Origin of the sequence: Pseudomonas idahonensis (assembly GCF_037903935.1) — a bacterium.
GTDB classification, from domain to species: domain Bacteria; phylum Pseudomonadota; class Gammaproteobacteria; order Pseudomonadales; family Pseudomonadaceae; genus Aquipseudomonas; species Aquipseudomonas danubii.
This window is the reverse complement of record NZ_CP149586.1, coordinates 3,063,780-3,090,280: the sequence shown is the minus strand read 5'-3', so window position 1 is coordinate 3,090,280 and position 26,501 is coordinate 3,063,780. Positions and strand designations below refer to the sequence as shown.

Annotated in this window: 20 protein-coding genes; 7 read left to right on the top strand and 13 right to left on the bottom strand. The window is 65.6% G+C overall.

Annotated features, from left to right (window positions below; all coding sequences use genetic code 11):
* Window positions 1-18: 18 nt before the first annotated feature.
* From WIN67_RS14145 to ltnD, 4 genes are all read right to left on the bottom strand, one after another.
* A complete protein-coding gene (locus WIN67_RS14145; RefSeq protein WP_339071515.1) occupies window positions 19-1,482 on the bottom strand; it encodes an SLC13 family permease in 1,464 nt (487 codons plus the stop codon).
* A 177-nt stretch (window positions 1,483-1,659) separates the two neighbouring features.
* Window positions 1,660-2,298, bottom strand: a complete 639-nt coding sequence (locus tag WIN67_RS14140) for an aldolase (RefSeq protein WP_115582332.1) — start codon at window positions 2,296-2,298, stop codon at window positions 1,660-1,662.
* Window positions 2,295-3,587, bottom strand: a complete 1,293-nt coding sequence (gene otnK, locus WIN67_RS14135; RefSeq protein ID WP_102879666.1) for a 3-oxo-tetronate kinase — start codon at window positions 3,585-3,587, stop codon at window positions 2,295-2,297. The genes WIN67_RS14140 and otnK overlap by 4 nt, the downstream gene beginning before the upstream one ends.
* A 10-nt stretch (window positions 3,588-3,597) precedes the next feature.
* Window positions 3,598-4,503 carry an L-threonate dehydrogenase gene (gene ltnD, locus WIN67_RS14130; RefSeq protein ID WP_339071514.1) on the bottom strand — a complete coding sequence of 302 codons (906 nt, stop codon included), beginning with the start codon at window positions 4,501-4,503 and terminating at the stop codon, window positions 3,598-3,600.
* Between the two features lie 558 nt (window positions 4,504-5,061).
* On the opposite strand from ltnD, the gene WIN67_RS14125 reads away from it, so the two are divergent.
* The 7 genes from WIN67_RS14125 to WIN67_RS14095 all read left to right on the top strand — a co-directional run bounded on the left by WIN67_RS14125 (window position 5,062) and on the right by WIN67_RS14095 (window position 12,369).
* Window positions 5,062-5,412, top strand: a complete 351-nt coding sequence (locus WIN67_RS14125) for a hypothetical protein (protein ID WP_025128277.1) — start codon at window positions 5,062-5,064, stop codon at window positions 5,410-5,412.
* Window positions 5,413-5,815: 403 nt separating this feature from the next.
* The gene (locus tag WIN67_RS14120; RefSeq protein WP_102864541.1) at window positions 5,816-6,106 is read left to right on the top strand and encodes a hypothetical protein; all 291 of its coding nucleotides are present in this window, start codon (window positions 5,816-5,818) and stop codon (window positions 6,104-6,106) included.
* Window positions 6,107-6,391: 285 nt separating this feature from the next.
* The gene (gene mgtA / locus WIN67_RS14115; RefSeq protein ID WP_102879668.1) at window positions 6,392-9,103 is read left to right on the top strand and encodes a magnesium-translocating P-type ATPase; all 2,712 of its coding nucleotides are present in this window, start codon (window positions 6,392-6,394) and stop codon (window positions 9,101-9,103) included.
* Between the two features lie 124 nt (window positions 9,104-9,227).
* A complete protein-coding gene (locus tag WIN67_RS14110) occupies window positions 9,228-9,428 on the top strand; it encodes a hypothetical protein (protein WP_102879669.1) in 201 nt (66 codons plus the stop codon).
* Window positions 9,429-9,455: 27 nt separating this feature from the next.
* Window positions 9,456-11,171 (top strand): Na/Pi cotransporter family protein, encoded by a 1,716-nt coding sequence (locus tag WIN67_RS14105; RefSeq protein ID WP_273905756.1) that lies wholly within the window; start codon window positions 9,456-9,458, stop codon window positions 11,169-11,171.
* A complete protein-coding gene (locus WIN67_RS14100; protein WP_092314336.1) occupies window positions 11,159-11,509 on the top strand; it encodes a DUF2493 domain-containing protein in 351 nt (116 codons plus the stop codon). Before WIN67_RS14105 ends, WIN67_RS14100 begins: the two co-directional genes overlap by 13 nt.
* 74 nt (window positions 11,510-11,583) lie before the next feature.
* A complete protein-coding gene (locus WIN67_RS14095; protein ID WP_339071511.1) occupies window positions 11,584-12,369 on the top strand; it encodes a hypothetical protein in 786 nt (261 codons plus the stop codon).
* Window positions 12,370-12,696: 327 nt separating this feature from the next.
* Here the strand turns inward: WIN67_RS14095 and WIN67_RS14090 are convergent, their stop codons facing one another.
* The 9 genes from WIN67_RS14090 to WIN67_RS14050 all read right to left on the bottom strand — a co-directional run bounded on the left by WIN67_RS14090 (window position 12,697) and on the right by WIN67_RS14050 (window position 26,501).
* A complete protein-coding gene (locus WIN67_RS14090) occupies window positions 12,697-13,401 on the bottom strand; it encodes an NAD(P)H-dependent oxidoreductase (protein WP_339071510.1) in 705 nt (234 codons plus the stop codon).
* A gap of 9 nt (window positions 13,402-13,410) precedes the next feature.
* The gene (locus tag WIN67_RS14085; RefSeq protein WP_339071509.1) at window positions 13,411-14,619 is read right to left on the bottom strand and encodes a pyridoxal phosphate-dependent aminotransferase; all 1,209 of its coding nucleotides are present in this window, start codon (window positions 14,617-14,619) and stop codon (window positions 13,411-13,413) included.
* A gap of 27 nt (window positions 14,620-14,646) precedes the next feature.
* The gene (locus WIN67_RS14080; RefSeq protein ID WP_339071508.1) at window positions 14,647-16,254 is read right to left on the bottom strand and encodes a 5-guanidino-2-oxopentanoate decarboxylase; all 1,608 of its coding nucleotides are present in this window, start codon (window positions 16,252-16,254) and stop codon (window positions 14,647-14,649) included.
* 10 nt (window positions 16,255-16,264) lie between these two features.
* A complete protein-coding gene (locus WIN67_RS14075; protein ID WP_339071507.1) occupies window positions 16,265-18,364 on the bottom strand; it encodes an acetate--CoA ligase family protein in 2,100 nt (699 codons plus the stop codon).
* 21 nt (window positions 18,365-18,385) lie between these two features.
* Window positions 18,386-19,546, bottom strand: coding sequence for an acyl-CoA dehydrogenase family protein (locus tag WIN67_RS14070; protein ID WP_110595526.1), 1,161 nt, complete (start codon window positions 19,544-19,546; stop codon window positions 18,386-18,388).
* 216 nt (window positions 19,547-19,762) lie between these two features.
* A complete protein-coding gene (locus tag WIN67_RS14065) occupies window positions 19,763-20,554 on the bottom strand; it encodes an enoyl-CoA hydratase/isomerase family protein (protein ID WP_253084897.1) in 792 nt (263 codons plus the stop codon).
* A 1,292-nt stretch (window positions 20,555-21,846) separates the two neighbouring features.
* A complete protein-coding gene (locus WIN67_RS14060; protein ID WP_272755348.1) occupies window positions 21,847-23,250 on the bottom strand; it encodes an amino acid permease in 1,404 nt (467 codons plus the stop codon).
* Window positions 23,251-23,451: 201 nt separating this feature from the next.
* Window positions 23,452-25,707, bottom strand: a complete 2,256-nt coding sequence (locus tag WIN67_RS14055; protein ID WP_339071506.1) for an ATP-binding protein — start codon at window positions 25,705-25,707, stop codon at window positions 23,452-23,454.
* Window positions 25,704-26,501: a substrate-binding periplasmic protein gene (locus tag WIN67_RS14050; protein WP_339071505.1), complete on the bottom strand. Its 798-nt coding sequence runs from the start codon at window positions 26,499-26,501 to the stop codon at window positions 25,704-25,706. Before WIN67_RS14050 ends, WIN67_RS14055 begins: the two co-directional genes overlap by 4 nt.

Below are 26,501 nucleotides of genomic sequence, written 5' to 3'. Positions count from 1 at the left end.
AACTCCTGGGACAAAGGGTCAGACAAACGGCCAGATCAGCAGGGTAATACAGAACCCCAAGGTGCCGAGCAAAGTGGTAATCACGGTCCAGGTACGCAGGCCATCGGCGACGTTGAGCCCGGCCAGCTTGGTGAAGATCCAGTACCCGGCGTCATTGATATGGGACATGGCCAGCCCGCCACCGCCCATGGCCAGGCACAGCAGGGCCATGTGGTTGGGGCTCAGGTCGAGGGTGGCGATCAGCGGCGCGATGATGCCCGCCGTGGTCACCAGGGCCACGGTGGTGGAGCCTTGCACGGCACGCAGCAGCATGGTCAGCAAAAAGCCCAGGGCCAGGACCGGCAGGCCGGTGGTGCGCAGCATGTCGGAGACCACGGCACCGATCCCGGTGTCCACCAGGACCTTGCCGAACACCCCGCCGGCACCGGCGATCAGGATCACCATGGCCACCCCGGGCAAGGCCGAGCCGATCACGTCGGAGACCTGGCTGCGGCTCCAGCCACGGCGCGAGCCCAGCAGCCAGGCACAGAGCAAGGTGTCCAGCAGCAGTGCCACCAGCGGTGCCCCCAGTACGGTCAACACGCCGCGCAGGGTGGATTCCAGAGGCAGCAAGGACGTGGCCAGGGTGCCCAGCAGGATCAACACGATAGGCAGCAGGATCAGGCTGACGATCAGGCCGAAACCCGGTGGCGGCGCCGGCGGCAGTTTCGCCGCCAGAGTGCCGGTGGATTCCTCCAGGCCCATATGGGCCACGGCCGCCAGTGCTTGCGGGCTGGCCGATTGCTCGGCGCCACTGTTCCAGGCCGCCAGGTCTTCATTGGTGACATGCGGGCCATAGACTTCGGCGCGGATATCGTCGGTCATCGAGTAATTGCTCCGGGTCATGCGCCCGGCCACGCGGTAGCCGACGTAGCACAGCAGCGCGGTCAGCGGCAGGCCGAACATCAGCACCCGGCCCAGGTCCGCGCCCAGTTGGCTGGCCGCCGCCACCGCGCCCGGATGGGGCGGCAGGAAGGCATGCACGGTGAGCAAGGCGGCACACATCGGCAAGGCGAACACCAGCAGCGGCTTGCGCGCACTGCGGGCCACGCCGTAGGCCAGGGGCATGAGGATGATCACCCCGACCTCGAAAAACACCGGCACGCCGATGATGAAGCCGGCGATGGTCAGGGCCAGGGGCGTGCGGCGGTTGCCGAAGCGCTCGATCAGGGTCTTGGCCAAGGCCTCGGCACCGCCGGACAGTTCGATGATGCGGCCGATCATGGCGCCCAGGGCAATGATGATGGCGATGTGGCCAAGGGTCTTGCCCATGCCGCCTTCGATGGTGGCCACCAGCTCCGCCGGTTTCACCCCGGCCACCAGGGCCACCAGGATGCTCACCAGCATCAGCGCGACAAAGGGCTGGAACTTGTACTTGAGCACCAGAAACAGCAACAGGGCGATGCCGGCCCCGGCGGTGATCATCAGAATCAGCGGGCTCATTGGGCAAGCCCTCCACCCAGTGGTTGGCAGGTGTTGCAGGTGACGCTGGAACCCGTAAAGCCAATGCAGTCATTCATCTCGGGAAGTCCTGTTGTTATTGTTTTTTACCGGCAAGCCGCTCCCCACGAGAGCCCGATGGCGCTCCCGGGGGCGCTTGCCGTGAAGCGTTGTCAGTGATTACCAGGCGGTGCCGAAAGCGTCCCGCAGTTCGTCCAGGGCGTGTTGATCCAGGGGCTCAGGTCGCGGCTGGCTCATGAGCCACAGGCGCGCGGTTTCCTCCAGTTCTTCCAGGGCATAGCTGGCCTTGGACACGCTGCTTTCCCAGACCACCGGGCCCAGGCGTTCGAGCATCACCCCGCGCACCCGGTTGGCCAGTTGCGCCACCTGCTCGGCGACCTTGGGCGAACCCGGACGCTGGTAGCCGATCAGTGGAATGTGCCCGACCTTCATCACCTGGTACGGGGTCAGCGGCGGCAGGATGTCGTCGTCGCGCCAGACCCCGGCCAGGGTCAGTGCCACCAGGTGAGTGGAATGGGTGTGCACCACCCCGCCCACACCCGGATTGCGGTCATACACCTGGCGATGCAGGGCCAGGGTCTTGGACGGCTTGTCGCCGCTGACCCACTCCCCCGCCAGGTTGACCTTGGCGATGGCTGCCGGATCGAGGCGCCCGAGGCAGACATCGGTGGGGGTGATCAGCCAGCCATCGTCGAGCCGCGCGCTGATATTGCCGGCGCTGCCCACGGTGTAGCCGCGCTGATAGAGGCTGCGGCCGACGTCGCAGATTTCTTCGCGCAGGGCGTTTTCGCGGCTCATGGCTGACCTCCGGCCAGTTGGCGCAGGGCCTTGCTGAAAAAGTCGCGACCGCCGAAGTTGCCGGACTTCAGGGCCAGGGCCAGGGGCTCGCCGCCGCTGCTGACCGTGGCCGGCACCCCGGGATCGATCTGCGCACCGATCTGCAGCAGGCGCACACCCAGGGCCTTGACCACCGCTCCGGAGGTTTCGCCGCCGGCCACCACAAAGCGCCGCACGCCGTTATCCCGCAGGCCACGGGCGATCTCGCCCAGGGCGTTCTCCACCAGGGCCCCGGCACGCTCGACGCCCAATTGCCGCTGCACCGCCTTGACCTGCTCGGGAGTGCTGGTGGCGTAGATCAGCACCGTGTCCTGCTGCGCCTGGACAAAGGCCAGGGCCTGGGCCACCACCGATTCGCCCGCCGCCAGGGCCAGGGGATCGATGCGTAGGGCTGGACGCTCGGCCTCAAGCCAGGCGTCCACCTGGGCATTGGTGGCCGCCGAGGCGCTGCCGGCCAGCACCACTTCGCCACCGGCCACCGACGGCAGATTCGCGGCGTCGAGATCACGCAACTTGCCGGCGCGGCGGAAATTCTCCGGCAGGCCCAGGGCCAGCCCGGAACCGCCGGTCAACAGCGGCAGGTCGGCGCAGGCGGCGCCGAGGGTATAGAGGTCGGCATCGGACAGCGCATCGGCAATCGCCATGGCGACGCCCTTTTGCCGCAGTTCGGCGATCTTCGCCCGCACCGCGTCCACGCCCTGGGCCACGCTGTCGTAGCGCAGCAGGCCCACCGGCAGTGCGGTCTGCGCCTGCAGCACCCGCACCAGGTTGGCGTCGGTCATCGGCGTCAGCGGGTGATGCTGCATGCCCGATTCATTGAGCAACTGGTCCTGGACAAACAGATGGCCACGGAAAATCGTCCGGCCGTTCTCCGGAAACGCCGGGCAGGCCAGGGTGAAGTCGCCACCCAACGCCTTGAGCAAGGCCTCGCTGACCTGACCGATATTGCCCGCCGCGGTGGAGTCGAAGGTCGAGCAGTACTTGAAGAAGATCTGTTCGCAGCCTTGCTCGCGCAGCCATTGCAGCGCCGCCAGGGATTCGGCCACGGCCTCGCCCACCGGGGTGGTGCGGGACTTCAGGGCGATCACCACGGCGTCGGCGTCCAAGCCGGCGGCCACTTCGGCGCTGGGAATGCCAATGCTCTGCACCGTGCGCATGCCGCCGCGCACCAGCATGTTGGCCAGGTCGGTGGCACCGGTGAAGTCATCGGCGATGCAACCCAGCAACGGGCGTGGAGTGGAAGTCGTCATCACAGGCTCCTCAAACGGCATCGGGCTTGGCCACGGGCAGCTCGATGCCCGGGAAGATCTTGATCACCGCCGAGTCATCCTCGCGACCGAAACCGGCGCTGGAGGCCTGCATGAACATCTGGTGCGCGGTGGCCGACAGCGGCAGCGGGAATTTGCTGGCGCGGGCGGTATCCAGCACCAGGCCCAGGTCCTTGACGAAGATGTCCACCGCGGACAAGGGCGTGTAGTCGGCCTTGAGGATATGCGGCACGCGGTTCTCGAACATCCAGGAGTTGCCGGCGCTGTGGGTGATCACCTCGTACAGGGCATCGGCATCCACCCCTTCGCGCAGGCCCAGGGCCATGGCTTCGGCGGAGGCGGCAATGTGCACCCCGGCCAGCAACTGATTGATGATCTTGACCTTGGAGCCCAGCCCGTGGGCATCCCCCAGGCGGTAGACCTTGCCAGCCATGCCCGCAAGGATCGCCTCGGCCTTGGCGTAAGCGCTGGCCGGGCCGGAAGTCATCATGGTCATCTCGCCGGCGGCGGCCTTAGCCGCGCCCCCGGAGATCGGTGCATCCAGATAGAGCATGCCCAGGGCCTCAAGGCGCTGGCCCAGGTCCACGGCGTAGGTCGGGGCCACAGTGGCGCAACCGATCACCAGGCTGCCGGGGCGCAGGGCCGCGACCGCCCCGCCCTCGCCGAACAACACGCTCTCGGTCTGCTCGGCATTGACCACCACGGTGATGATTACCTCGCACTGCTCTGCCAACTGCGCGGCCGAGGCGCAAGCCACGCCGCCTTCAGCGGCGAACTGCTCGGTGACCGCGGCACGCACATCGCAGGCGTGCACCTTGAAACCGCTGCGCAACAGCGAACGGGCGATGCCCAGGCCCATGGCGCCAAGACCGATGACGCCGACATTGTTGTTATTCATGGGGGACTCCAGAAATAGACCAGGACTGTGCCGCGCCGGACAGGCGCCGGGCAAGAACCGGACAGGACAGGGAAATCCGGATTGCAGGTCCGGCAAATGCAACACAGAGAGCGGCAACAGGCGCAGCGCCAGACGGCAAGCCCGGAAGGTGCATGGCACCGTGAACCGGTGCCGAGAGAGGCAGGAGCGAAGCGATCATCATGGCCATCCTGTTGCTGTTGTTATCAGGTTGAGCGTTGGCTGTGAATGATCATCCACCAATGAGCGGATTATGTGAAGATATTTTTCAATCTAACATTTTTTAACATCGCTTTTTCCTGCCCGTTGCCTCCGGCCCGCGCCCGCCACTGGTCGGAACATAGAGGTCCAGTCGCCATCCCCTGCTACAACCTTTCACAGCCCTGATCTGGATCAGCATTGAGCGCGAGATCCTGACCGAGGCTCAGGACAGGTGAAGGCGGACTGGCGGTAGCACCCTTCATCGCAACCCCGTTGACGCCCCCACTGACCAGGGGCTCAATGGTCCGTCTCGTTATGCTTGGATAAGGATGATTCAACATGGCAAATATTGAAGTTTTATCGGGCGATTTTCTGCAGGGCGCTGGCGAGTACCGCCACGGCACCTTCAGGCTCAAGACAGTGCTCAACAGCGCCGGTGTCGAGATCAAGGCATCGGCCTTCAAGAGCCTGGAAATCGCTACTGAAAGTCCCATCGCCAACAAGGACGCGTTTGGCTATGGCATCGCTGGCGCCATGCTGCTGGGGCCGGTAGGCGCCATTGCCGGTTACCTGATGGCGGGGACTGAAAACGAGGTGACCTTCATCGGCACCTTAAAGGATGGACGGCAACTGATGGCCGCCACCGACAGCAACACTTACAAGGATATCTCCCGGCACTTGCTGAACTGATAATCCGCGAAGTTATATTCAGTGCCCATGACGCCCCATCGGTCATGGGCACTTTTTATTTGTATCCCTTATATGTTTCCCACTCTCGACGCCTGAACTCATCCCTCAAGCTGAACCTCACCTGAAACTTCATCATCGAACAACGATTCAAGGCAATTTAACCTTGACTCGATGGACCCTCCTGAGTAAATTGCGCGGGCCGGGAAATCCGGCCTTTTTTCAACTCACTAAAGAAGCCAATGGACACAGTATCTAGACGCTGTCTGGTCACTGCCGCTGCGCAGCGCCAGGCACCCCTGAAAAATGACGGGACTCGACTCCGCGGTCGGGTGAGCTGCGCTAGGGCTTGACGCTCCAACGTAACTTGCCTCCCCGGAACCAGTCCGGTCACGAGGCACAAGTTATGCACTTCACATCTTCTGTAATGCCCGGCGTACGCGCCTTTGCCGCCACCATGCGGGTCAAGCTGTGCCGTGAGCCCAAGGCTCTCGCACGCTCGCCGTTCTCCTCATCCTCACCTTGCGCCGCCACCGCCCTGCGGGCCAATTGGCGCGTCTGCCCGATGACCGGCCAGCTGCAACAACGCTGGAGCCTGGACGACAGCCAGGACCCGCAGAGTCGGGGCGCGGCCCTGCTCTTGCAGCAGGCCGGACTGATCTTCGGCCTGTACCTCGGGGCGCGCACTTACCCATAAATCAACGGTCACTTTCCGTTGTTTTCACACAAACTTCTTACTTGGAAGTTTGACGGCGCCTTATTGCCTTCTCGTTAATGAAACTTGCTGGAGAAAGTTATGGAAGAGGCCAGTAGTAGGTTCGCTGTCCATTCAACTTCATTGTTTGGGCAGCGAACGTTAAAACCTGAAAAACGCCAAGATCCGTATCGATCGCTAACCTGCGGCTCGACATACTTTCGCTCGTCTTTAATTAGTTGAGTGGTCGCTGTGTCGTGCCGTAGTCAGGCGGCAGGAGCACACGCAATGACTGTAAAAACCACAACTTCCCGCAACACCAGCGCCACCCGCGACAGCAACAAACTGTCGATGCGTGCCGCCCGCGAAGCCCAGAACGGCCTGGCCGTGACCCTGGCCAACGTCAACTCCAGCACCGCTGGCCTGACTGAACTGGACGCCGAAGGCCGCCTGCAACGGGATGGCCACAACGAGGTCGCCCACGACCGTCCGCCCCACGCCCTGGTGCAATTGCTGCAAGCCTTCAACAACCCCTTCATCTATGTGCTGATGACCCTGACCGGTATCAGTTTCTTCACCGACTTCTGGCTGCCGCTGCAAGCCGGCGAAGAAACTGATCTGACCGGCGTGATCATCGTCCTGGTGATGGTGCTGGCCAGCGGCCTGATGCGCTTCTGGCAGGAACACCGCTCGGCCAAGGCCGCCGAAGCCCTCAAGGCCATGGTCCGCACCACTGCCGCGGTGCTGCGCCGCGAGCAGATGGGCATGCAGGCCCGGGTTCGCGAAGTACCGATGCGCGAACTGGTGGTGGGCGACATCATCCAGCTGTCGGCCGGCGACATGATCCCGGCGGACATCCGCCTGATCGAATCCCGTGACCTGTTCATCAGCCAGGCGGTGCTCACCGGCGAAGCCCTGCCGGTGGAGAAATACGACACCCTGGGGGCCGTGCAGGAAAAATCCGCCCAGGCCCTGGCCGCCGACCAGCAAGACCTGCTGGACCTGCCCAACATCTGCTTCATGGGCACCAACGTGGTCAGCGGCACCGCCACCGCCGTGGTGGTGGCCACCGGCGGGCGCACCTACTTCGGCTCCCTGGCCCGCTCCATCGTCGGCTCGCGCACCCAGACCGCCTTCGACCGTGGGGTCAACAGCGTCAGCTGGCTGCTGATCCGCTTCATGCTGGTGATGGTGCCAGTGGTGCTGCTGATCAATGGCTTCACCAAGGGTGACTGGGCCGAAGCCTTCATGTTCGCCCTGGCGGTGGCCGTCGGCCTGACCCCGGAAATGCTGCCGATGATCGTCAGCGCCAACCTGGCCAAGGGCGCCGCGGCCATGGCCAAGCGCAAGGTGGTGGTCAAGCGCCTCAACGCGATCCAGAACTTCGGCGCCATGGACGTGCTGTGCACCGACAAGACCGGCACCCTGACCCAGGACCGGATCATCCTCGAACACCACGTCGACATCAGCGGCAGCCGCTGCGACGCGGTGCTGCAACTGGCCTGGCTCAACAGCCACCACCAGAGCGGCATGAAGAACCTGATGGACCGCGCCGTGGTCAGCTTCGCCGAGGGCAACCCGCACTTCACCCCGCCGGCCGCCTGGCGCAAGGTCGATGAGCTGCCCTTCGACTTCGTCCGTCGGCGCCTGTCGGTGATCCTTGCCGACGCCCGTGGCGACCACCTGTTGGTGTGCAAGGGCGCGGTGGAAGAAATGCTGGAAACCGCCACCCGGGTACGCCAGGACGGACTGGCCGTGAGCCTCGACGCCGAGCGCCGCGCCGCCCTGCTGCAACTGGCCGAGGACTACAACCGCGACGGCTTCCGCGTGCTGCTGGTGGGCACCCGGGACCTGCCCAAGGGCCAGACCCGCAGCCAGTACAGCGCCAGCGATGAGCGCGAGCTGGTGATCGAAGGCTTCCTGACCTTCCTCGATCCACCCAAGGAAACCGCCGGCCCGGCTATCGCCGCCCTGCGTGACAACGGCGTGACGGTCAAGGTGCTGACCGGCGACAACCCCATCGTCACCGCGAAGATCTGCCGCGAAGTGGGCCTGGAAGCGGGCGAACCGCTGCTGGGTCGCGACATCGAGCACATGGATGACCAGGTGCTCGGGCGCCTGGTGGAAGAGCGCACGGTGTTTGCCAAGCTCACTCCCCTGCAGAAGTCCCGGGTGCTCAAGGCCCTGCAAGCCAACGGCCACACCGTGGGCTTCCTCGGCGACGGCATCAACGACGCCCCGGCCCTGCGCGATGCCGACGTCGGCATCTCGGTGGACAGCGGCACCGACATCGCCAAGGAATCGGCGGACATCATCCTCCTGGAAAAGAGCCTGATGGTGCTGGAGGAAGGGGTGATCAAGGGTCGCGAGACCTTCGGCAACATCATGAAGTACCTGAACATGACCGCCAGCTCCAACTTCGGCAACGTGTTCTCGGTGCTGGTGGCCAGTGCCTTCATCCCCTTCCTGCCGATGCTGGCGATCCACCTGCTGCTGCAGAACCTGATGTACGACTTCTCCCAGCTGGCGCTGCCGTGGGACAAGATGGACAAGGAATACCTGGCCAAGCCGCGCAAGTGGGACGCCAACAACATCGGGCGCTTCATGCTGTGGATCGGGCCGACCTCGTCGATCTTCGACATCACCACCTTCGCCCTGATGTGGTACGTGTTCGCCGCCAACAGCGTGGAAATGGCCGCCCTGTTCCAGTCCGGCTGGTTCATCGAAGGGCTGCTCTCGCAGACCCTGGTGGTGCACATGCTGCGCACCCGCAAGATCCCGTTCATCCAGAGCACCGCGGCCCTGCCGGTGATGCTGGCCACGGGACTGGTGATGGCGCTGGGGATCTACGTGCCCTTCTCGCCCCTGGGCAGCATGGTCGGCCTGGTGCCGCTGCCGTGGGAATACTTCCCTTGGCTGGTGGGCACCCTGCTCGCCTACTGCGTGGTCGCCCAGACCATGAAGACCCTGTACATCCGCCGCTTCAAGCAGTGGTTCTAAGGGCCTGAGCCCGGCGCGGCCGCCCTCGGACGGCCGCGCCCGATACACCTAACCAACGATGCCACCGTCGGCGCGGCCAGCGCCCTGCCGACGGCGACGCTGTTCGCCCGAAAGGAGCATCGCCATGTATCTCAAGCCTTTTTCCATGTTGCAACGCGGCCTCCAGGCCCTGCTGGTCTGCAGCCTGTGCACCTGCGCCCGCCTGCTCACCCGCGTGAGCATCCGGCTGTATGTCCGCGGCCTGCTGAGCGCCGTTGAAATTCGTTTTCTGCTGGGTTTCAGCGCCGCCCTCACCCGCGCCTCGCTGCGCGTGGCGATGGCCTGAACCTGTCACCGACCCGGGAGCACACTCATGTCGGGCACCACTCTTCTGATCAACCTGGCCGGCGCCATCGCCCTGCTGCTGTGGGGTTCGCAGATGATCTGCGGATCACTCCTGCGCGGCTTCGGCAGCCCACTGCGGCACTGGCTCGGGCAACACCTGAACAACCGCTGGCTGGCGCTGCTGTGCGGCGTCGGCATCACCGGTGTGCTGCAAAGCAGCACCGCAGTGAGCCTGATGGCCAGCTCCTTTACCGCTGCCGGCACCCTGGGCCTGGCCCCCGCGCTGGCGGTGATGCTGGGGGCCAATATCGGCTCGACCCTGGTGGTCCAGCTGCTCAGCCTCGACCTCTCGCTGCTGGCCCCGGTGCTGCTGCTGGCGGGTTTCCTGACCTTCCGCCTGCGGGACGACTCGCGCTTTGAAAGCATCGGCTGCGCGCTGATCGGCCTGGGCCTGATGCTGCTGGCCCTGGGCATGCTCGGCGCCACCCTGGGCGCGGTGGAAAGCACCCCGGTGTTCCAGCTGGTGATGACCAGCCTCGACGGCGACCTGTTGCTGGCGCTGCTGGTGGCCATGCTGCTGACCTGGATGTGCCACTCCAGCGTCGCGGTGGTGCTGCTGATCGCCTCCCTGGCCGGCACCGGCCTGCTGTCGCCAGCCACCAGCATGGCCCTGGTGCTGGGGGTCAACCTCGGCGGCACCCTGCCATCCCTGCTCGGCGCCAGCGGCAACGTGGCCCGGCGCCTGCCCCTGGGCAACCTGCTGGTGCGCCTGGTGGGCGTGGTCCTGGTGCTGCCCTGGATCACCGCCCTGGCCCACCTGGACGCAGTGCAAGCCCTGCCACCGGAGTTGCTGGTGGTCTACCTGCACAGCGCCTTCAGCCTGATCCTCGGCCTGCTGTTCATTGGCTTCACCGAGCCCCTGGGCAAGCTGCTGACCCGGCTGCTGCCGGCTCCCGCCCCGGTCACCGATCCGGGCATGCCGCTGTACCTGGACCAGGCCGGCCTGGAAGTGGCCAATATCGGCCTGGCCAACGCCGCCCGCGAAGCCCTGCGCATGGCCGACATGCTTTCGAGCATGCTCGACCGGGTGCTGCAGCTGTTTCGCACCTCAAGCATCACCCATGCCGAGCAGGTGCGGCACATCGACCAGTCCCTGGACCTGCTCAGCGCGGCGATCCGCGCCTACCTGGCGGACATCGGCAAGGAAGGCATCAGCGACCAGGACGCCGACCGCTCCCAGGAAATCCTGCTGCTGGTGATCAACCTGGAACACGCCGGCGACATTCTTTCCACCAGCCTGGCGCAATTGGCAGTAAGGCGTCTGCGCCGTGGCGAGGCCTTTTCCGCTTTCGAGTTGGGCACCCTGTACCCGCTGCACCAGGAGTTGCTGGACAGCCTGAGCCTGGCGATCACCGTGTTCCTGCGCGAAGACCTGCCCACCGCCCACCAGTTGCTGGCGCGCAAGGAAAACGTTCGGCGCCTGGAAGCCGCCGCCGGCCGCGAGCACTTTCGCCAACTGCGCGAAGACCAGAGCGCCTGGGCCGAATCCGGAGACATCTTCCAGCGCCTGCTGCGCGACTACCGCCGGGTCCACCACCACATCGCCGCCCTGGCCTACCCGGCCCTGGAGCGCGCCGGTGAGCGCGACATCGAGCACGGCTACCTCAGCGAGCCCCTGGCCGACGCGCCCGGCGCCGAGCACCCCGTGACCGGAGCCAAGGAGGACAGCCCATGCGCGTCCTGATCTGCGCCGGCCGCTACTACGCCGACAGCCGCCTGTGCCGCCGGGTCCTGGAAGCCTTCCAGCGCCTGCACGAAGTGCGGGTGGTGATCCACGGCGGCAGCCAATTCCTCGGTGCCCACATCGAGGACTGGGCCCGGGAAACCGGGGCCCACATCGTCCGCTACCCGCCCAACTGGCAACTGCACGGCAAACACGCCGAGCGCCTGCGCAACAGCTTCATGCTGGCCGACAGCCGCCCGGACATCGTCCTCGCCCTGCCCGGCGGGGAAGACACCGAAGAGCTGCTGGCCCAGGCCCGGGTCCGCGGCATCCAGACCCTATCGGTCGACGACCAGTAAACACCCCACGCAGCACCCACCCGCGCCGGCTCCCCAACCAAGCGGTCCGGCGCCCCAACAGAACGAGATCCGCCATGTCCAAGCACCGTCCACATCGCTCCTCGCGTTCCGCCTCCTGGGGCCACACCCTGCCTGCCGCAAAAAGCCGCATGCTCAAACGCAACCTGCTGTTCCTCGCCCTCACTGCCGGGGCCACCGCCACCCTGGCCCTGTGCTCCAAGGCCCAGGCCGCCGGCGGCGCCTATGTAGTGGATGACGGCGCCATCAACGCCCCTGGGGAATGCAATGTCGATGTCTGGTACCAGAGCACCCGGCATCAAGGCTCCAGCCACAACAGCGTGATTGCCCCGGCCTGCACCTTCAGCCAACTGCCCTGGGTGCAACTGGGGGCCGCCGTGCAGCGCCAGCAGGCCGACGATCACGGCGAAACCCAGCTCAGCCCGCAGATCAAGGTCCAACTGCTGAACCGCGAAGACCTGGGCCTGCAACTGGCCCTGGCCGGTTCCGCCCACTGGGCCCTGAACCGCCACCACAGCTTCGACGGCGGCGACCTCACCCTGCCCCTGACCTTCAGCGCCAGCGACAGCCTGCGGCTGAACCTCAATGCCGGCTGGACCCATGCCTACGACGATGGCGAACAGAACCACCGCTGGACCTGGGGCAGCGGTGTGGAATACGACCTCATGCCGAGCCTGACCCTGATTGCCGAGCGCTACGGCCAGCGCGGCGGCGAACAAGGCTGGCAGGCCGGCCCGCGCCTGCACGTGGGGCAGCACCTGGACCTGGACCTGATCGTTGGCCAGCACCTGAGCGAAGACCGCGACCGCTGGCTGACCACCGGAGCAACCCTGCGCTTCTGAGCGCCCCATAGAATCGCCGCCCCCTGTAGCCGCTGCTGAGCCTGCGAAGCTGCGCAAAGGCCCAAAGGGCCTTGCCTGACGATCGCCTGCCGATCTTGGGCGGCCTTAAGATCCCCGCGTCTCCTGCGTCGGAATGCCGCCCAAGCCGTTCGCAGCCTGCGGCAGCGGCTACACAACCCCGATCGGCATTGGCCCTGTAGCCGCTGCTGAGCCACGGCGAAGCTGCGAAAAGGTCCGCAGGACCTTGCCTGACGATCGCCCGCCAAACTCGCAGCGATCTCAAGAACGCCGCGGCCCTCGCGGGCCGTTCGCAGCCTGCGGCAGCGGCTACAGGGGCAGTGGATGCAGGGCTTCGTCGAACTGGTCCAGGCGCGGGAAGACCAGGGGTTGCTCGTCCGCCAGGTGCTGCAGGCGTTGACGGTAGCTGTGCAGGAATTCTTCTCGGGCTTCCTGGCTGATGTAGGGCACATGCCAGGCCACGAACGGTTCCAGTACGTCACAGCCCACATAGGCCAAAGTGCCCCGCAGCAACGGGCGCAACATCTCTTCGAGCGGTCCATGGATCGCGCCGTCACCAAACATGTGCTCGCGCCCGCCCAGGGTCAGGGTCACCAGGGCTTTCTTGCCCGCCAGCCCGCCCTGGTCATAGAAACGCTTGCCGCCATAACACACCCCCGACACCAGCACCCGGTCGATCCAGCCCTTGAGCATGGCCGGCACCGAGAACCAGAACACCGGGAAGTTGAGGATCAACAGGTCAGCCCACAGCAGCTTGTCCAGCTCGCCCTGGATGTCCGCGGCGATGCTGGCGTTCTTCACCCCCAGACGTTGCTCCAGGGCGTACACCAGATAATCCGGATTATCCCGGGCGCCAAAGTCGGCGGCGCTGGCCACCGGGTTCCAGTTCATGGCGTACAGGTCGCTGACCTGCACCTGATGCCCCTGGGCCTCCAAGGTGCTGCGGGCCTGGTCGCGCAAGGCGGCGGTGAAGGATTGCGGTTCGGGGTGGGCGTGAACGATCAGTACCTTCATGAAGACTCCTCAAACAGTGGGCAAAGTGGCAGGGGCAACCCGGCGGCTCAGGCAGTGCTCAGCGCACAGGGCGATGCGCCGACAGGCTTCGCGCAAGTCATCCGGCTGCAGCACCAGCCCCAGGCGGATATGCCCAGCGGCGCTGGGGCCGAAGGCTTCGCCGGCCAGCACCGAGACGCCCTGCTCGTCCAACAGGCGCTGGCTGAAGGCCTGGGCGCTGAGCCCGGTGGCGCGGATGTCGACCATGACGAACATGCCGCCATCAGGCTTCAACGGCCGGGCGCCGGGGCAATCGGCCAGACAGTCGCAGACCAGATCCCGCCGCTGGCGATAGGCCTCGGCCATCTCCCGCAACTGCGGCAAGGGTTGCTCCAGGGCCACGATGGCTGCGTCCTGAATGAATTCCGGCGAGCCGTAGAGCATGCACAGGGCGAGGTTTTCCAGGTGCGCCGCCAGGGCCGTCGGCGCCACCACCCAGCCCAGGCGCCAGCCAGTCATGGCGTGAGACTTGGACAGGCTGTTGAGGGTCGCGGTGCGCTCGGCCATGCCCGGCAAGCTGGCCGGGCTGACGTGTTCGCCCTCGTACAGCAGCTCGCTGTAGACCTCGTCGCAGATCAGCCACAGGTCATGTTCGATGCACAGCGCCGCCAGGGCTTCCCAAGTGGCCCGGGGAATACTCGCGCCCGTGGGGTTGTGCGGGGTGTTGAGCACCAGGGCCCGGGTCTTGCCGGTGATGCGCGCGGCCACCGCCTCGGGCTGCACCCGAAACCCGTCCTCGGCCCGCACCGGCAACGGCACCACCTGGGCATTGCAAGCGCCGAACACCGCTTCATAGGTGACGTACATCGGCTCGGCCACGATCACCTCATCGCCCGGGTCCAGCAGGCACTGGGCCACGCTGTACAGGGCGCACTGGGCACCGGCCAACACCACCACTTGCTCGGCATCCACCACTTGCCCGCTGCGCTGCTGATGGCGCCGGGCAATGGCCTCGCGCAAGGCGCGCTTGCCGCGCACATCGGCGTAATGGGTGTGGCCGGCCTGCAGGCTGTCGATGGCCGCCTGGACGATGGGTTGCGGAGTGTCGAAATCCGGGTCGCCCACCGACAGCAACCAGACTTCCTCGCCACGTTCGCGTTTGGCCAGGGCCCGGTAATGAATGTCCCAGGCGGCGGCGCCGTCTCCGGCAATACGTTGGGTCAGTTGAGAAAAGCGCATGCTCAGGCTCCAGGCAAAAGGGGATGGTCAACGCGCGCAGGCGTGCTTGAGTTCGATCAGGGTCACGCCATTGCGGGCAAAGCCGCTGCGCAGTTCCTGCTGCAACTCATCGAGGCTGGCGGGCTGGCTGACGCTGCAACCAAAGGCCCGGGCCAGGGCGGCAAAATCCGGATTGCGCGGCAGCACACCGATGGGTTCGATGTTCAGATCCAGCATGTCATCGCGAATCTGCCCCAGGGCGTCGTTGTTCCACAGCAGCACCACCAGCGGGCTGTCCAGCTCCTCCACCGCCGTGGCCAGCTCCTGCACCGTGTAGAGAAAACCGCCGTCGCCCACCAGCACCAGCCCCGGGCGCTCGGGGGCGCCGAGCTTGGCTCCGATGCCGGCCGGCAAGCCGTAGCCGAGGGTGCCGTAGCCGGTGGGATGCAACCAGCTGCGGGTGGCCCGGCTCGGGTACAGGTAGTTGCCGCTGTAGGCCAGTTGGGTCATGTCGCTGGCGATAAAGCCGTGCTCCGGCAGTTCGGCGGCAATCCGTTGCAGGATCGAGCGGTGAATCTGCTGCAAGGGCCCCTGCCCGTTCTGCACCGCCTGACGCAGATCGGCCACCGCGTGAATCGCCGCCCCCGCTTCGGCCGGTGTGGCTGGCAAGGCCTGGAGCAAGGCGTCCAGGGTGGCGCGGGCATCACCGTGCAAAGCCACCGCACACGGGTAGAAGTCATTGAACTTGCGCGGGTCGATATCCAGGCGCAGCAGCTCGCCGTTCAGCGGCAGGCGCTCGCGCCAGTAGTCGGTGTCGGCCATCTCGGTGCCCACCGCCAGCACCACGTCGGCCTGACTGATCAACTGCCAGCCGGGCTCAACACACAGGGTCGCCCCGGCGTTCAGCGGCGCCTCCTCCGGCAGCAGGCCCTTGCCCGCCACGCTGCTGAAAAACACCGCGCCCAGGCGCGTACTCAAGGCCCGCAACTGCTCGGCCGCGTGCAGCGCGCCGCCACCGGCAATGATCATCGGCCGCTTGGCCTTGCGCAGTTTGTCCGCCGCTTGCTGGATATCCGCCGCCGCAGCCGGGCCGCGAGCGGGGCGTCGCCGCACCTCGCCGGTCCAGTCCCGGGCGAGCTTGGCCGCCAGCACATCCAGGGGCACGCTGATGTGCACCGGGCGCGGGCGCTCGCTGTCGAACACGGCAAAGGCCCGGGCGATCAGCTCCGGCAGATCTTCCGGGCTCAGGGCCAGGGCCGAAAAGGCGGTGATAGGCGCAGTGATGGCGCGCTGGTCCTGGGTTTCGTGCAGCGAGCCGCAGCCCTTGCCCAGGCTGGCGCTGTGGTTGACGCTGGAAATCACCAGCAGCGGGATCGAGTCGGCATAAGCCTGGCCAATCGGCGTGGCGACGTTGGTCACCCCCGGGCCGCTGATAACGAAGCACACCCCGGGCTTGCTACTGACCCGGGCGTAACCGTCGGCCATAAAGCCCGCGCCCTGCTCGTGGCGGGTCAGCACGTGGCGAATGCCGCTGCCGGGCAGGCCGCGATACAGCTCCAGGGTGTGCACCCCGGGAATGCCGAACACCGTGTCGACGCCGTAGCCGGCCAGCAGGCGTACCAGGGCCTGGCCACCGGTCAAGGTCTGATCGTGCATGTCTCTCTCCTCAAGCCTGGCCAAGGCGAATCAACGCATCGACCGCGACGGTGCCTTGGGCACCGACCAACAATGGGTTCACATCCAGTTCCAGCAATTGCCCGGCGTGTTCGCAGGCGTAGTCCGCCACCGCGCCGATGGCCGCCACCAGGGCTTCAAGATCAGCCGTCGGGCGCCCGCGAAAACCCTGCAGCAAGGCGGCGCTGCGCAGGCTGAGCAGGGCCCGGCGGATCGCCCCTTCGGTGGTGGGCAGCAGCAGGCTGCGACTGTCCTTGAGCAATTCCACCAGCACCCCGCCAGCACCGATCACCAAGGCCAGGCCGAAGTCGTTCTCGCGCTTGATGCCGACAATCAGCTCCGCCAGGGGCGGCGCGGCCATGGGTTCCAGCAACACCCGATCAAAGGCTACCCCAGGCGCATGCTCGGCGATCCGCGTGCGCATCAAGCGCAAGGCCGCACCCAGGGCTTCAGGGTCCTTGAGATTCAGGGCCACCGCCCCGGCCTCGGTCTTGTGCGGCAACTGCGCGCTGACCGCCTTGAGCACCAGCGGATAACCGACCGCAGCGGCCGCGCTCAAGGCCTGCTCGGGGGTGCTCAGCACACCGTCCGGAATGCTCAGGCCGAAGCCGCGCAAGGCCTGTTTGGACTGCCACTCGTCCAGCAGCACGCTGGCGCCGTGCAGGGCCTGCGGGCACAGCGGCACCAGGGCCGATTCACCTAGGGCCAGCAACGCCGAGCGTCGCTGTTGATAGGCGACGATCCGGCCCCAAGCGGCAAGGCCATCCTCCACCCCTTGCAAGGCGGGAATGCCATGCGCATGCAAACGCTCCCGGGCGCTGGCCGGCAGCAGTTCGGGAAAGGCCGAAGTGACAAAACCGCGCTTGCCGTGGCGTTGCAGCGCCGCGCAAAACAGCTCCAGCAGCAGGTCGCATTCCTTGCGCTCGCCAGTGAACTCGGCCGGGTAATCCAGCACCAGCATGGCGCTGTCGGCCTCGGTCCGCAGGGCGCTATCGAGCATGGTTTGCAGGGCCTGGGCGTCGCCCCAGATCGCCGTGGTGAAATCCAGCGGGTTGACCAGATTGGCGTAGCCCGGCAGCACCTCGGCCAGCTCAGCACATTGCCCGGCCTCCAGCTTGGGCAGCTGTAGGCCGTTGCGCTCGGCGTAGTCAGCGATCAGCCCGGCATCGCCCCCCGAACAGGCCAGGGCCATCAGTTGCGGGCCGGCCGGCAACTGCCCGCAGGAGGCGGCCTTCAAGGTCTCGACAAAACTCACCGGACCGCTGACCCGGATCACCCCCAGGCGCTGGAACAACGCGTCGTACAAGGCATCGGAACCCGACAGCGAACTGGTGTGACTCAAGGCCAGCTCGGCGCCGATCTGCGACACCCCGGTCTTCAGGGCAATGATCGGAATGCCCTTCTCCAGGGCTTTATGTGCCGCCCGGGCAAACCTCGGCACGTTCTTCAGGCCTTCCAGGTGCAGGCCGATGGCCGTGACCCGGGGTTCGTCCAGCAGCACGTCCATCAGCTCGGCAATGCCCAGCTGCGCCTGATTGCCCACCGACGCCATGTAGGCCACCGGCAGCGAGCGATCGCTCATGGACAGGTTGTAGGCAAAGTTGCCGCTCTGGGTCAGCACCGCCACACCGCGTTCCACGGGTTGACCGCCATGGGCCACCGGCCACAGCGCGGCGCTGTGCAGGTAATCCAGCAGGCCGTAGCAGTTGGGACCCAGCAGCGCCATGTCGCCCGCGGCCTGCAGCAGTTGCTGTTGCAGGGCCTGGCCCTGGGCGCCGGTTTCGGCAAAGCCCGAGGCGTAACAGATCGCCCCACCCGCGCCCTTGGCCGCCAGCGCCGCGACGCAGGTCAGGGTCAGCTCGCGGTTGGTGGCGACGAACACCGCATCCGGGGCGCAGGGCAACTGTTCGATGCTGGCCACACAAGGCACACCATCGAGCTCGGCATGCTGCGGGTTGACCAGCCACATGGGCCCGGTAAACCCGCCTTCGGCGCAGCGCTTGAGGGCCCGGGCCATGCTGCGCCCACCGACGAAGGCCAGGTGCCTTGGGGCCAGCAGGCGCTTGAGATTGTCACGTAGAGTCTGGGACATGACGGCAATTCTCCAGGGCGCTCAGCGCATCAGCGGCCGCAGCAGTTCACGGGAAATGATGTGGCGCTGGATCTCCGAAGTACCTTCCCAGATGCGCTCGATCCGCGCATTGCGCCAGATGCGTTCCACCGGGCCTTCGTCCATCAGGCCCATGCCGCCGTAGATCTGCACCGCCTCGTCGGCCACCCGGCCCAGCACTTCACTGGCGAACAGCTTGGCCATGCCGGCCTCGCCGTCGGTCATGCTGCCCTGGTCCATCTTCCAGGCGGTGTGCAGGGTCAACAGCTCGGCGGCGCGGATCTGCGTGGCCATGTCCGCCAGCTTGAACGACACCCCCTGGTAACTGCCGATGGCCTGGCCGAACTGCTTGCGATCCGCCGCCCATTGCAGGGAGGCATCCAGGGCGCGCTGGGCCTGCCCCACGCAGTTGGCCGCCACCATCACTCGCCCGGCGGTGAGCCAGGCGTTGGCCACTTCCCAGCCCTTGCCCACCTCCCCCAGCACCTTGTTGGCCGGCACCCGGCAGTCGTCGAAGAACATCTCGAAGGTGTGATAGCCACGGTTGCTCACGCACTTGGGGCCACGGCGGATGGTCAGGCCCGGGGTGTCGCGGTCCACCAGGAACGAAGTCACCGCGTTGCGCTGACGACCGTTGTGCTCATAGGTGCCGGTGACCGCAAAGACAATGGCAAAATCCGCATGCCCGGCGTGGCTGATGAAATGCTTGCTGCCGTTTAGCACGAAGTCGCCGCCGTCGCGCACGGCGCGGGTCTTGATCGCATTGGCATCGGAACCGGCGCCGGGTTCGGTCAGGGCGAAGCAGTCGACCTTGCGCCCTTGCACGCAGGGCAGCAGGTAGTCGCCGATCTGCGAGCCGGTGCAGGCCATGAGGATTTTCGACGGCCGGGCCACGAACACATGCAGGGCCCAGGAACACTTGGCCAGCTCACGCTCGATCAGCGCCTGGGACAGGTAGTCCAGGCCACCGCCGCCGACTTCCTCGGGCATGTTGAAGGCATAGAAACCAGCGGCGATGGCCTTGCTGCGAATTTCTCCAGCGAGGTCGGCACTGACCTCATCGGCGCGGTCCACCGCGTCCTCGTGGGGCAGCAACTCCTTGCTGACAAAACTGCGAACCGCGTCCACCAGCATTTCTTGTTCTTGGCTGAGTTGGAAATTCATGGCGCTACCTGTGAGTGAGTGACGGTGCAAAAAAACAGTGATCGGGCAGGACGGCCTGCCGAAAAAACCTTCCCGTAGGAGCCAGCTTGCTGGCGAAGAGGCCCTTGAATAAGGCGCTGTTCTTGCGGGCGCCTTCGCCGGCAAGCCGGCTCATACAAAATGGGCGCATGGCCCAGGGGCCCTTTCGCCGGCAAACCGAGCGCCGCCCGGCCGCTCCTACATGCCCTGGAAACGTGGCGGGCGTTTTTCCGTAGCAGCGCGCAGGGCTTCGGCACCGTCGGCGCTGCGCCCGCACAGCAGGCCGGCGGCCAGCTCGGCCGCCAACTGCTGCGGCAAACTGCGCTCGGCGCCCTGGCGGATCAGCTTCTTGGTCTGGGCAAAGGCGAAAGTCGGGCCAGCGGCCAAGCGCGCGGCCAGCTCACTGACGCTGGCGATCAACTGCTCATCGGCGCACACCTCGCCCACCAGCCCGGCGGCCAGGGCCCGTTCGGCGCTCCACAATTCGTCGAGAAACAGCAGGCGCTTGGCCTGTTCGCTGCCGATCAAGCGCGGCAGGTGCCAGCTGGCGCCGGCGTCCGGCGAGTAGGCCATGCTGGTGTAGCCGGCCTTGAACCGCGCCGACTGCGCCGCCACCCGCAGGTCGCAGCACAGACTCAGGTCCATGCCCGCGCCCACGGCGGTGCCGTTGATGGCGGCGATGGTGGGTTTGTCCAGGCTGTGCAGCCGGGTCATCAGGGCGTGGGCGGTTTCGGTCCAGCCGTAGCTTTCCAGAGCGCCGCGGGCTTCGGCTTCGGCCCACTCCGCCAGGTCGGCACCGGCGCAGAAACTGCGGCCGCTGCCAGTGAGTACCACGGCTCGGACGCTGGGGTCGCTGTTGCAGGTGTCCAGCAGGCTGTGCAGCGCTTTGAGGGTCGGGATGTCCAGGGCGTTGCGTTGCGCCGGGCGGTTGAGGGTGATCCAGGCTACGCCGGCTTCGATCCGGCTGAGCAGCGACGATGAAAGGGTCATGGGCGTCCTCGAATTATTGTGGTTGGCGTGAGGGGGTGGCTTGAGGGTGATACTAAACGAGTGTTCAACAAGGCGGCAATTGGGGGGCTTGGGGGGAGTTTTGGTCGACTTTTTGAAGTATCCCTTTGTTTTTATTAGGTAAAAATCTGGGCATTGGGGGTTGTTGCGTGGGGGTTGTTACAACTTCGAACAAGCCTCGACAAAAGTGCGGGTGGGGGAGTTTTTTTTGTGGCCAGGGCGCTTGCTCCCGCTCGGGCGCGCGGCGGTCGTAAAACATGAGGGTGCGGTCTGATTGGTGGGCATATCCGTTGCTGCGGGTGCGGCGGCTTATGGTTCCGCTTTTACAGCGGGGGTTGGGTACATATCCGTTCCTGCGGGTGCGGCCGCTGGCGGTTTCGCTCTTACAGCGAGTCACTTTGAAAAGCCCAAAGTAACCAAAGGCTCCTGCCCCTCCACTCGGTGCCTCGCCTAGGCTCGGCATGCCCGAACTCCGGCATTGATCCGTGGGCCGCCGCCACCGGCCATCCATGGCCGGGTGGCGGCTAACCCGGCATCCCTGCCGGGTTACCCACGGATCAATGCCTGCGTTCGGCCATCGTGGTTGACGGGGCGTTCAGATCAAGATCAAAAGCCAGAGCAAGATCAAAATCTGACGGCGGCCTGCCGGCCGGCCTGTTTCATTGCCGTTCGCGTTAATGTAGCCGCTGCCGAAGGCTGCGAACGCTCTGGGCGGCACTCCGTCGCAGGAGACGCTAAACCTGCCTCCCCGATATTCCTGACATATCGCGTCGCCTGGTTTCGCAGCCTTCGGCAGCGGCTACAAAGAGCCGGCCTGCGCACCTTGGCTTTGGCTTTGGCTTTTGATCTTGATCTTGATCTTGATCTTCAGGCCCCTTCCCAGCAGGCCGAGCGTAGGCGTTGCGTAGGGGGCAGCTCGGCATGGATGCCGAGCTAGCCGCCACCCGGCCATGGATGGCCGGTTGGCGGCGGGCCCCCGGAGCAATGCCGAAGCGAGGGAACCCCGAGCCCCAGCGAGGGGCCCATGGAGGGGCAAGCGTTTTTGGTTCCTTTTTAGGCGTTTGTAAAAAGGGACTCGCCGTAAGGGCGAAACCCTAAGTGGCCGTGACCGCAGCAACGGATATGTACCCCGTCAACCTCGCTGTAAAGGCGAAACCATCAGCGGCCATGACCACAGGAATGAATATCTACCCCGTCCTTCTAGCCGCAAAGCCGGCAAAGGCATCCACCCAGACGCTGCACGCCTCACGGGCCCCTTCGCCGGCAAGCCGCTCCTACAAGGCGGCGGCAGGTTGCAATTGACGCTTGCGCTGCATCAGGTAATAGGCGCCATAGCACAGAGCGATAAAGCCCGACCCCCAATACAACGACGGCCGCTGTGTTTCATCCATAGCCAGAAACACAAACAACGAGCTGCACAGCACGATGCACAGCAACGGCACCAGAGGAAACCACGGCGCGCGGTACTTGAGCTGCTCCAGCTGCCCGCCCTCACGCAGGAACTGGCGACGGAAACGGTACTGGGCCAGGGCGATGACGATCCAAGTCACGGTGCCAGCCATGCCACTCACAGCCATCAGCACCATGAACAGGGTGTCGGCAGCGATAAAGCTGGTCATCAGCGAGATCAGGGCAAAGCACAGAGTGATGAACAAGGCACGCAGGGGCACACCCTGTTTGCTCAGGGGCGACAGGGCCTTGGGCGCCATGCCGGATTTGGACATGGCCCAGAGGATGCGCGTGGAGGCATACAACCCGGAGTTGCCCACCGAAAGAATCGCCGTGAGGATCACGAAGTTCATCAGGTCGGCAGCGTAGGGAATGCCCACCATGTCGAACACCTGGACGAAGGGGCTTTCCACCAGCCCGGCTTGCTGCCAGGGAATGATCGCCGCCAGCACCATCACCGCCAGGACGTAAAAGATCAGCACGCGGAACACCACGTTGCGCACGGCCCGCGGAATGCTTTTTTCCGGCTGGTCGGTTTCGCCGGCCGCCACGCCCATGATCTCGCAGCCCTGGAAGGCGTAGACCACGGTCATCATCACCGCGAACACCGCCGGCAGGCCGTTGGGGAACAGGGAGTCGCCCTTGAGGTTGTCGAACATCGGCGCCGGGGCGCCGCTGGGCAGGTCGATAACACCGAAGATCACCAGCGCGCCGACCACGATAAAGCTCAGGATCGCCAGCACCTTGATCCCGGCAAACCAGTATTCGGCCTCGCCAAAGGCGCGGGTGGCCAGCGCGTTGATGCCGAACAGCAAGGCCACGAACAGCGCCGACCAGTACCAGATCGGCACGTCGGGGAACCAGCGCTGCATCAGCATGCCGGCGGCGGTGAATTCCAGGCCCACGGTGGTGGCCCAGCTCATCCAGTAGACCCAGCCGATCATGAAGCCGGTGGCCGGGCCGATGTACTTGGTGGCGTGGGCCTGGAACGAGCCGGACACCGGCATCTGCACCGACAGCTCGCCGAGGCAGACCATCACCAGGTACATCAGGAACCCGGCCACCAAATAAGAGAGGATCGCCCCCCAGGGGCCGCCCTGGTTGATGGTGACCCCGGAGCCCATGAACAGCCCGGTGCCGATCACGCCGCCCAGGGACAGCATGAAAATGTGCCGGCTCTTCAACGAGCGGGTCAGGTGGATGCCTTTACGTTCAGTGGTGGTTGTCATGGCGCACCTCAGCAGTCGGTAAGGCGCGGAGCGAAGGGGTGTGGCGGAAGGCGGAAGCAGCTTGCAGGCAGTTCATTATTATTATCTCCAATAAGCTTCGAAGACCGCGGCGGGCGCGGCTCAAGCGATTATTGGAAAGCCATGTAAGTTCGGATTGAACGCCAGGATCGAAGATGTAAAAAGTCGTAAGGATTTTGTACGTCAGGCCGCCAACAGCTGGTGCAGCAAGGTGCGGGACTGCTGCCAGGACGGATGCAGGCGCGCCGCCAGGGCCGTCAGCGCCGGGCGATCCGTCTGCTGCGCCGCCTCCTCCACTTCCCGCAGCACCCGGGCCAGGGCGCAGAAGCCCAGGGAATCGGCGCTGCCCGCCAGGCGATGGGCCAGGTGCTGGACTTCGGTGCAGTCTTCGGCGGCCAGGGCATCAGTCAGCAGGGGCAGTTGCTGATCCAGGGCATCGGCCAGGACTTGAAGCAGGCTGTGTAATTTCTGCTCGCCCAACAGGCTGCGATGGGTGTCCAGCAAGCCCTGGTCGAGCAAGCCCTCCTCTGTGTCGGCCTGCGGCATCTGCACCTGCCCAGCCAACACCTGCCGCAGGCTCTCCAACTGCAACGGCTTGCCAAGAATGCCTTGCATCCCGGCCTGCAGATAACCGCGCACCACGGACGGCTGGACGCTGGCGGTCAGGGCGACAATGCGCACCTGCCGGTTGGGCCCGGGACGCTGGCGGATCTCGCGGCACAGCTCGACTCCGCTGATGCCCGGCAAGTGCACATCCAGCAGCAACAGGTCAAAGGCTTGCTGCTGACACAGGGCCAGGGCGCTTTCACCGTCTTGCGCCAGCCACACCTGATGGCCGTCACGCTCAAGCAGTCCGCTGGCCACTTCGCGATTCAGGGCCACGTCTTCCACCACCAGGATTTTCAAAGCCTGCGTCGGCAGCTGAAGCGCGGGCGCCGGCAAGGGCTCTTGAGCAATTCCCAGCAGCAGCTCGAACCAGAAACAACTGCCCTGCCCCAGCTCGCTGTCCACGCCGATGTGTCCGTCCAGTTGCTGCAGCAGGTGCTTGCAGATGGCCAATCCCAGGCCGGTGCCGCCATAGCGCCGGGTCACCTCGTCACTGGCCTGGACGAAACGCTCGAAGATCTTCTCGCGCATCGACGCAGCAACGCCGATGCCGTTGTCGCGCACGCAGCAGCGCAGGCGCTGGCCCTCGGCGGTGCTGCCGAGCACTTGCACTTCGACCCGCACCCAGCCGTCTTCGGTAAAACGAATGGCGTTGGCCAGCAGGTTGCTCAGCACCTGGCGCAGGTACTGCTCGGCGCCCTGCTGACGCGGCGCCAGTTGTTCGTCGATGTGCAATTCCAGGCGGGTGCGGTTGGCCTCGGCCCGGGGCTGCAACAAGGTGGTGACTTCTTCCAGCAACTGACGCAGGGAGAAGTCCCGCACTTCCGGGCGGCTTTCGCCCTCCTCCAACCGGGCAAAGGACAGTACTTCATTGAGGATGCTCAGCAAGCCCTCCCCGGCTTGATGCAAGGCCTGCAAACGCTGACGGTCCTGCTGGTCCAGGGGCGCCTGGCGCAGCAGTTCGGCCATGCCGAGGATGCCGTTCAACGGGGTGCGCAGTTCATGGCTCATGGTCGCCAGAAAGCGCGACTTGGCGAGGTTGGCGGCTTCGGCCTCGTCCTTGGCGTGCATCAGGCTGGCGGTGCGGCGCTGGACCATTTTCTGCAATTCGTCGCGCTTGTCCTGCAAGGCCAATCGGTCGGCTTCGCGGCGCTGCACGTCGTCGAGCACTGCCCGGCGCATGTCGTCCAGGGCCCGGGCCACGGTGTCGATCTCGTCGCCGCCGGGGCGCTGGCGCTTGTCCAGGCGCAGGGGCTCGTGCAGCTCGCCGGCGGCCACACGCCGGGCGAAGTCGGCCATCACTTGCAGGTGGCGGGTCACCAGACGGTAGAACAGCCCGGACAAGGCCACCGCCAACCCGCAGAGAAACACGCTCATCCACAACAGGCTGGCCAGCCCGGTGGCGTACAGGCGCCGATACACTGCCCCCAGATCGGTGCTGACCTGCAACTCGCCCAACTGGCGCAAGGGTCCGGATGGCGGTTGATAGCTCAAGGGAAAACGCTCCACCCGCAACGGCCCGATCAGCTCGGCGCTGCCCTGCTGCAAGTCGAAATCGTTGCTGATCAGGTGCACCCGGGCCACGTCGGAAAAGTCCACCAGCCCCTGCAACTGCACGGTCAGTTGCTCCTGGTTGAGGTCCCACAGGTTGCGTTCCAGGCTGCCCAGGTAACCGGCGCGGATCAGCTCCATGCGGCTGTCGATCTCGCGCATTTCCCGGCGGTATTCGAAGTACAGCTGCACGCTGCTGGCGAGCACGGTGAAGCACAGGCTGAACAGCAGGATAAACAGCAGCAGGCGACGCAACAGGCCGGCGGAACGCAGGGCGATCATGGCGCTGTCTCCCGTTGCGCCTTGAGCATGGCGCGGTAGTCGTCCTGGCTTTGCGCCAGCCAGCGCTGCACCGCGCCGCTGTCCACCTGGCGCTGCAACTGCGCGTCGATCTCGGCCATGCGCGGCGCCAGGGGCGAGTGGCGCGACACCGCCAGGCGCAGGTAGTCGACGCTCACCGCCTGGGGCAAGGCGATGATGTCTTCGGCCCCCGGCAACTGCTCGATAAACAGCTGCCCGGTGCGGCGTTCATGGGGGATGAAATCGATGCGCTGGCGGATCAGCTTGCCGAAGTTCTGCTGACTGCTGGAGACCCATTCGATGTTGCCGTGCTGCACCACTTCGCGGTCGAAATCCTGGCCGTAGCTCTCGCCGAACAGCAGGCCGCCGCGATAGCCCCGCAAGTCCTGCAAGTGCGTAAAACGCGGCAGATGGCGACGGTTGACGAACAGCGCGACTTCTTCGCGCAGCACCGGCACCCGGGAAAACAGCAGGTCCTGCTGGCGCTGGCTGGTGCTGTAGGCCAGCACCACATCCACCCGGCCTGCGGCGGCGTCCAGCAGGCAGCGCTTCCAGTTGCCCAGCACCACCACCTGCACCTGATAACCCAGGTCCCCCAGCACCTGGCGCACCAGGGTCGGCGCCAGCCCGCGCACTTGCTGGCCGTCGCTCCAGGAAATCGGCGGGTACACCGGGTAGTCGCAATAACGCAGCACGGGCCGGGGTTCAGCGAACGTCGGGCCGGCCAGGAGGATCAAGCACAGGCTCAGGCACAGGCCCACTGCGCGGCGCAGCAA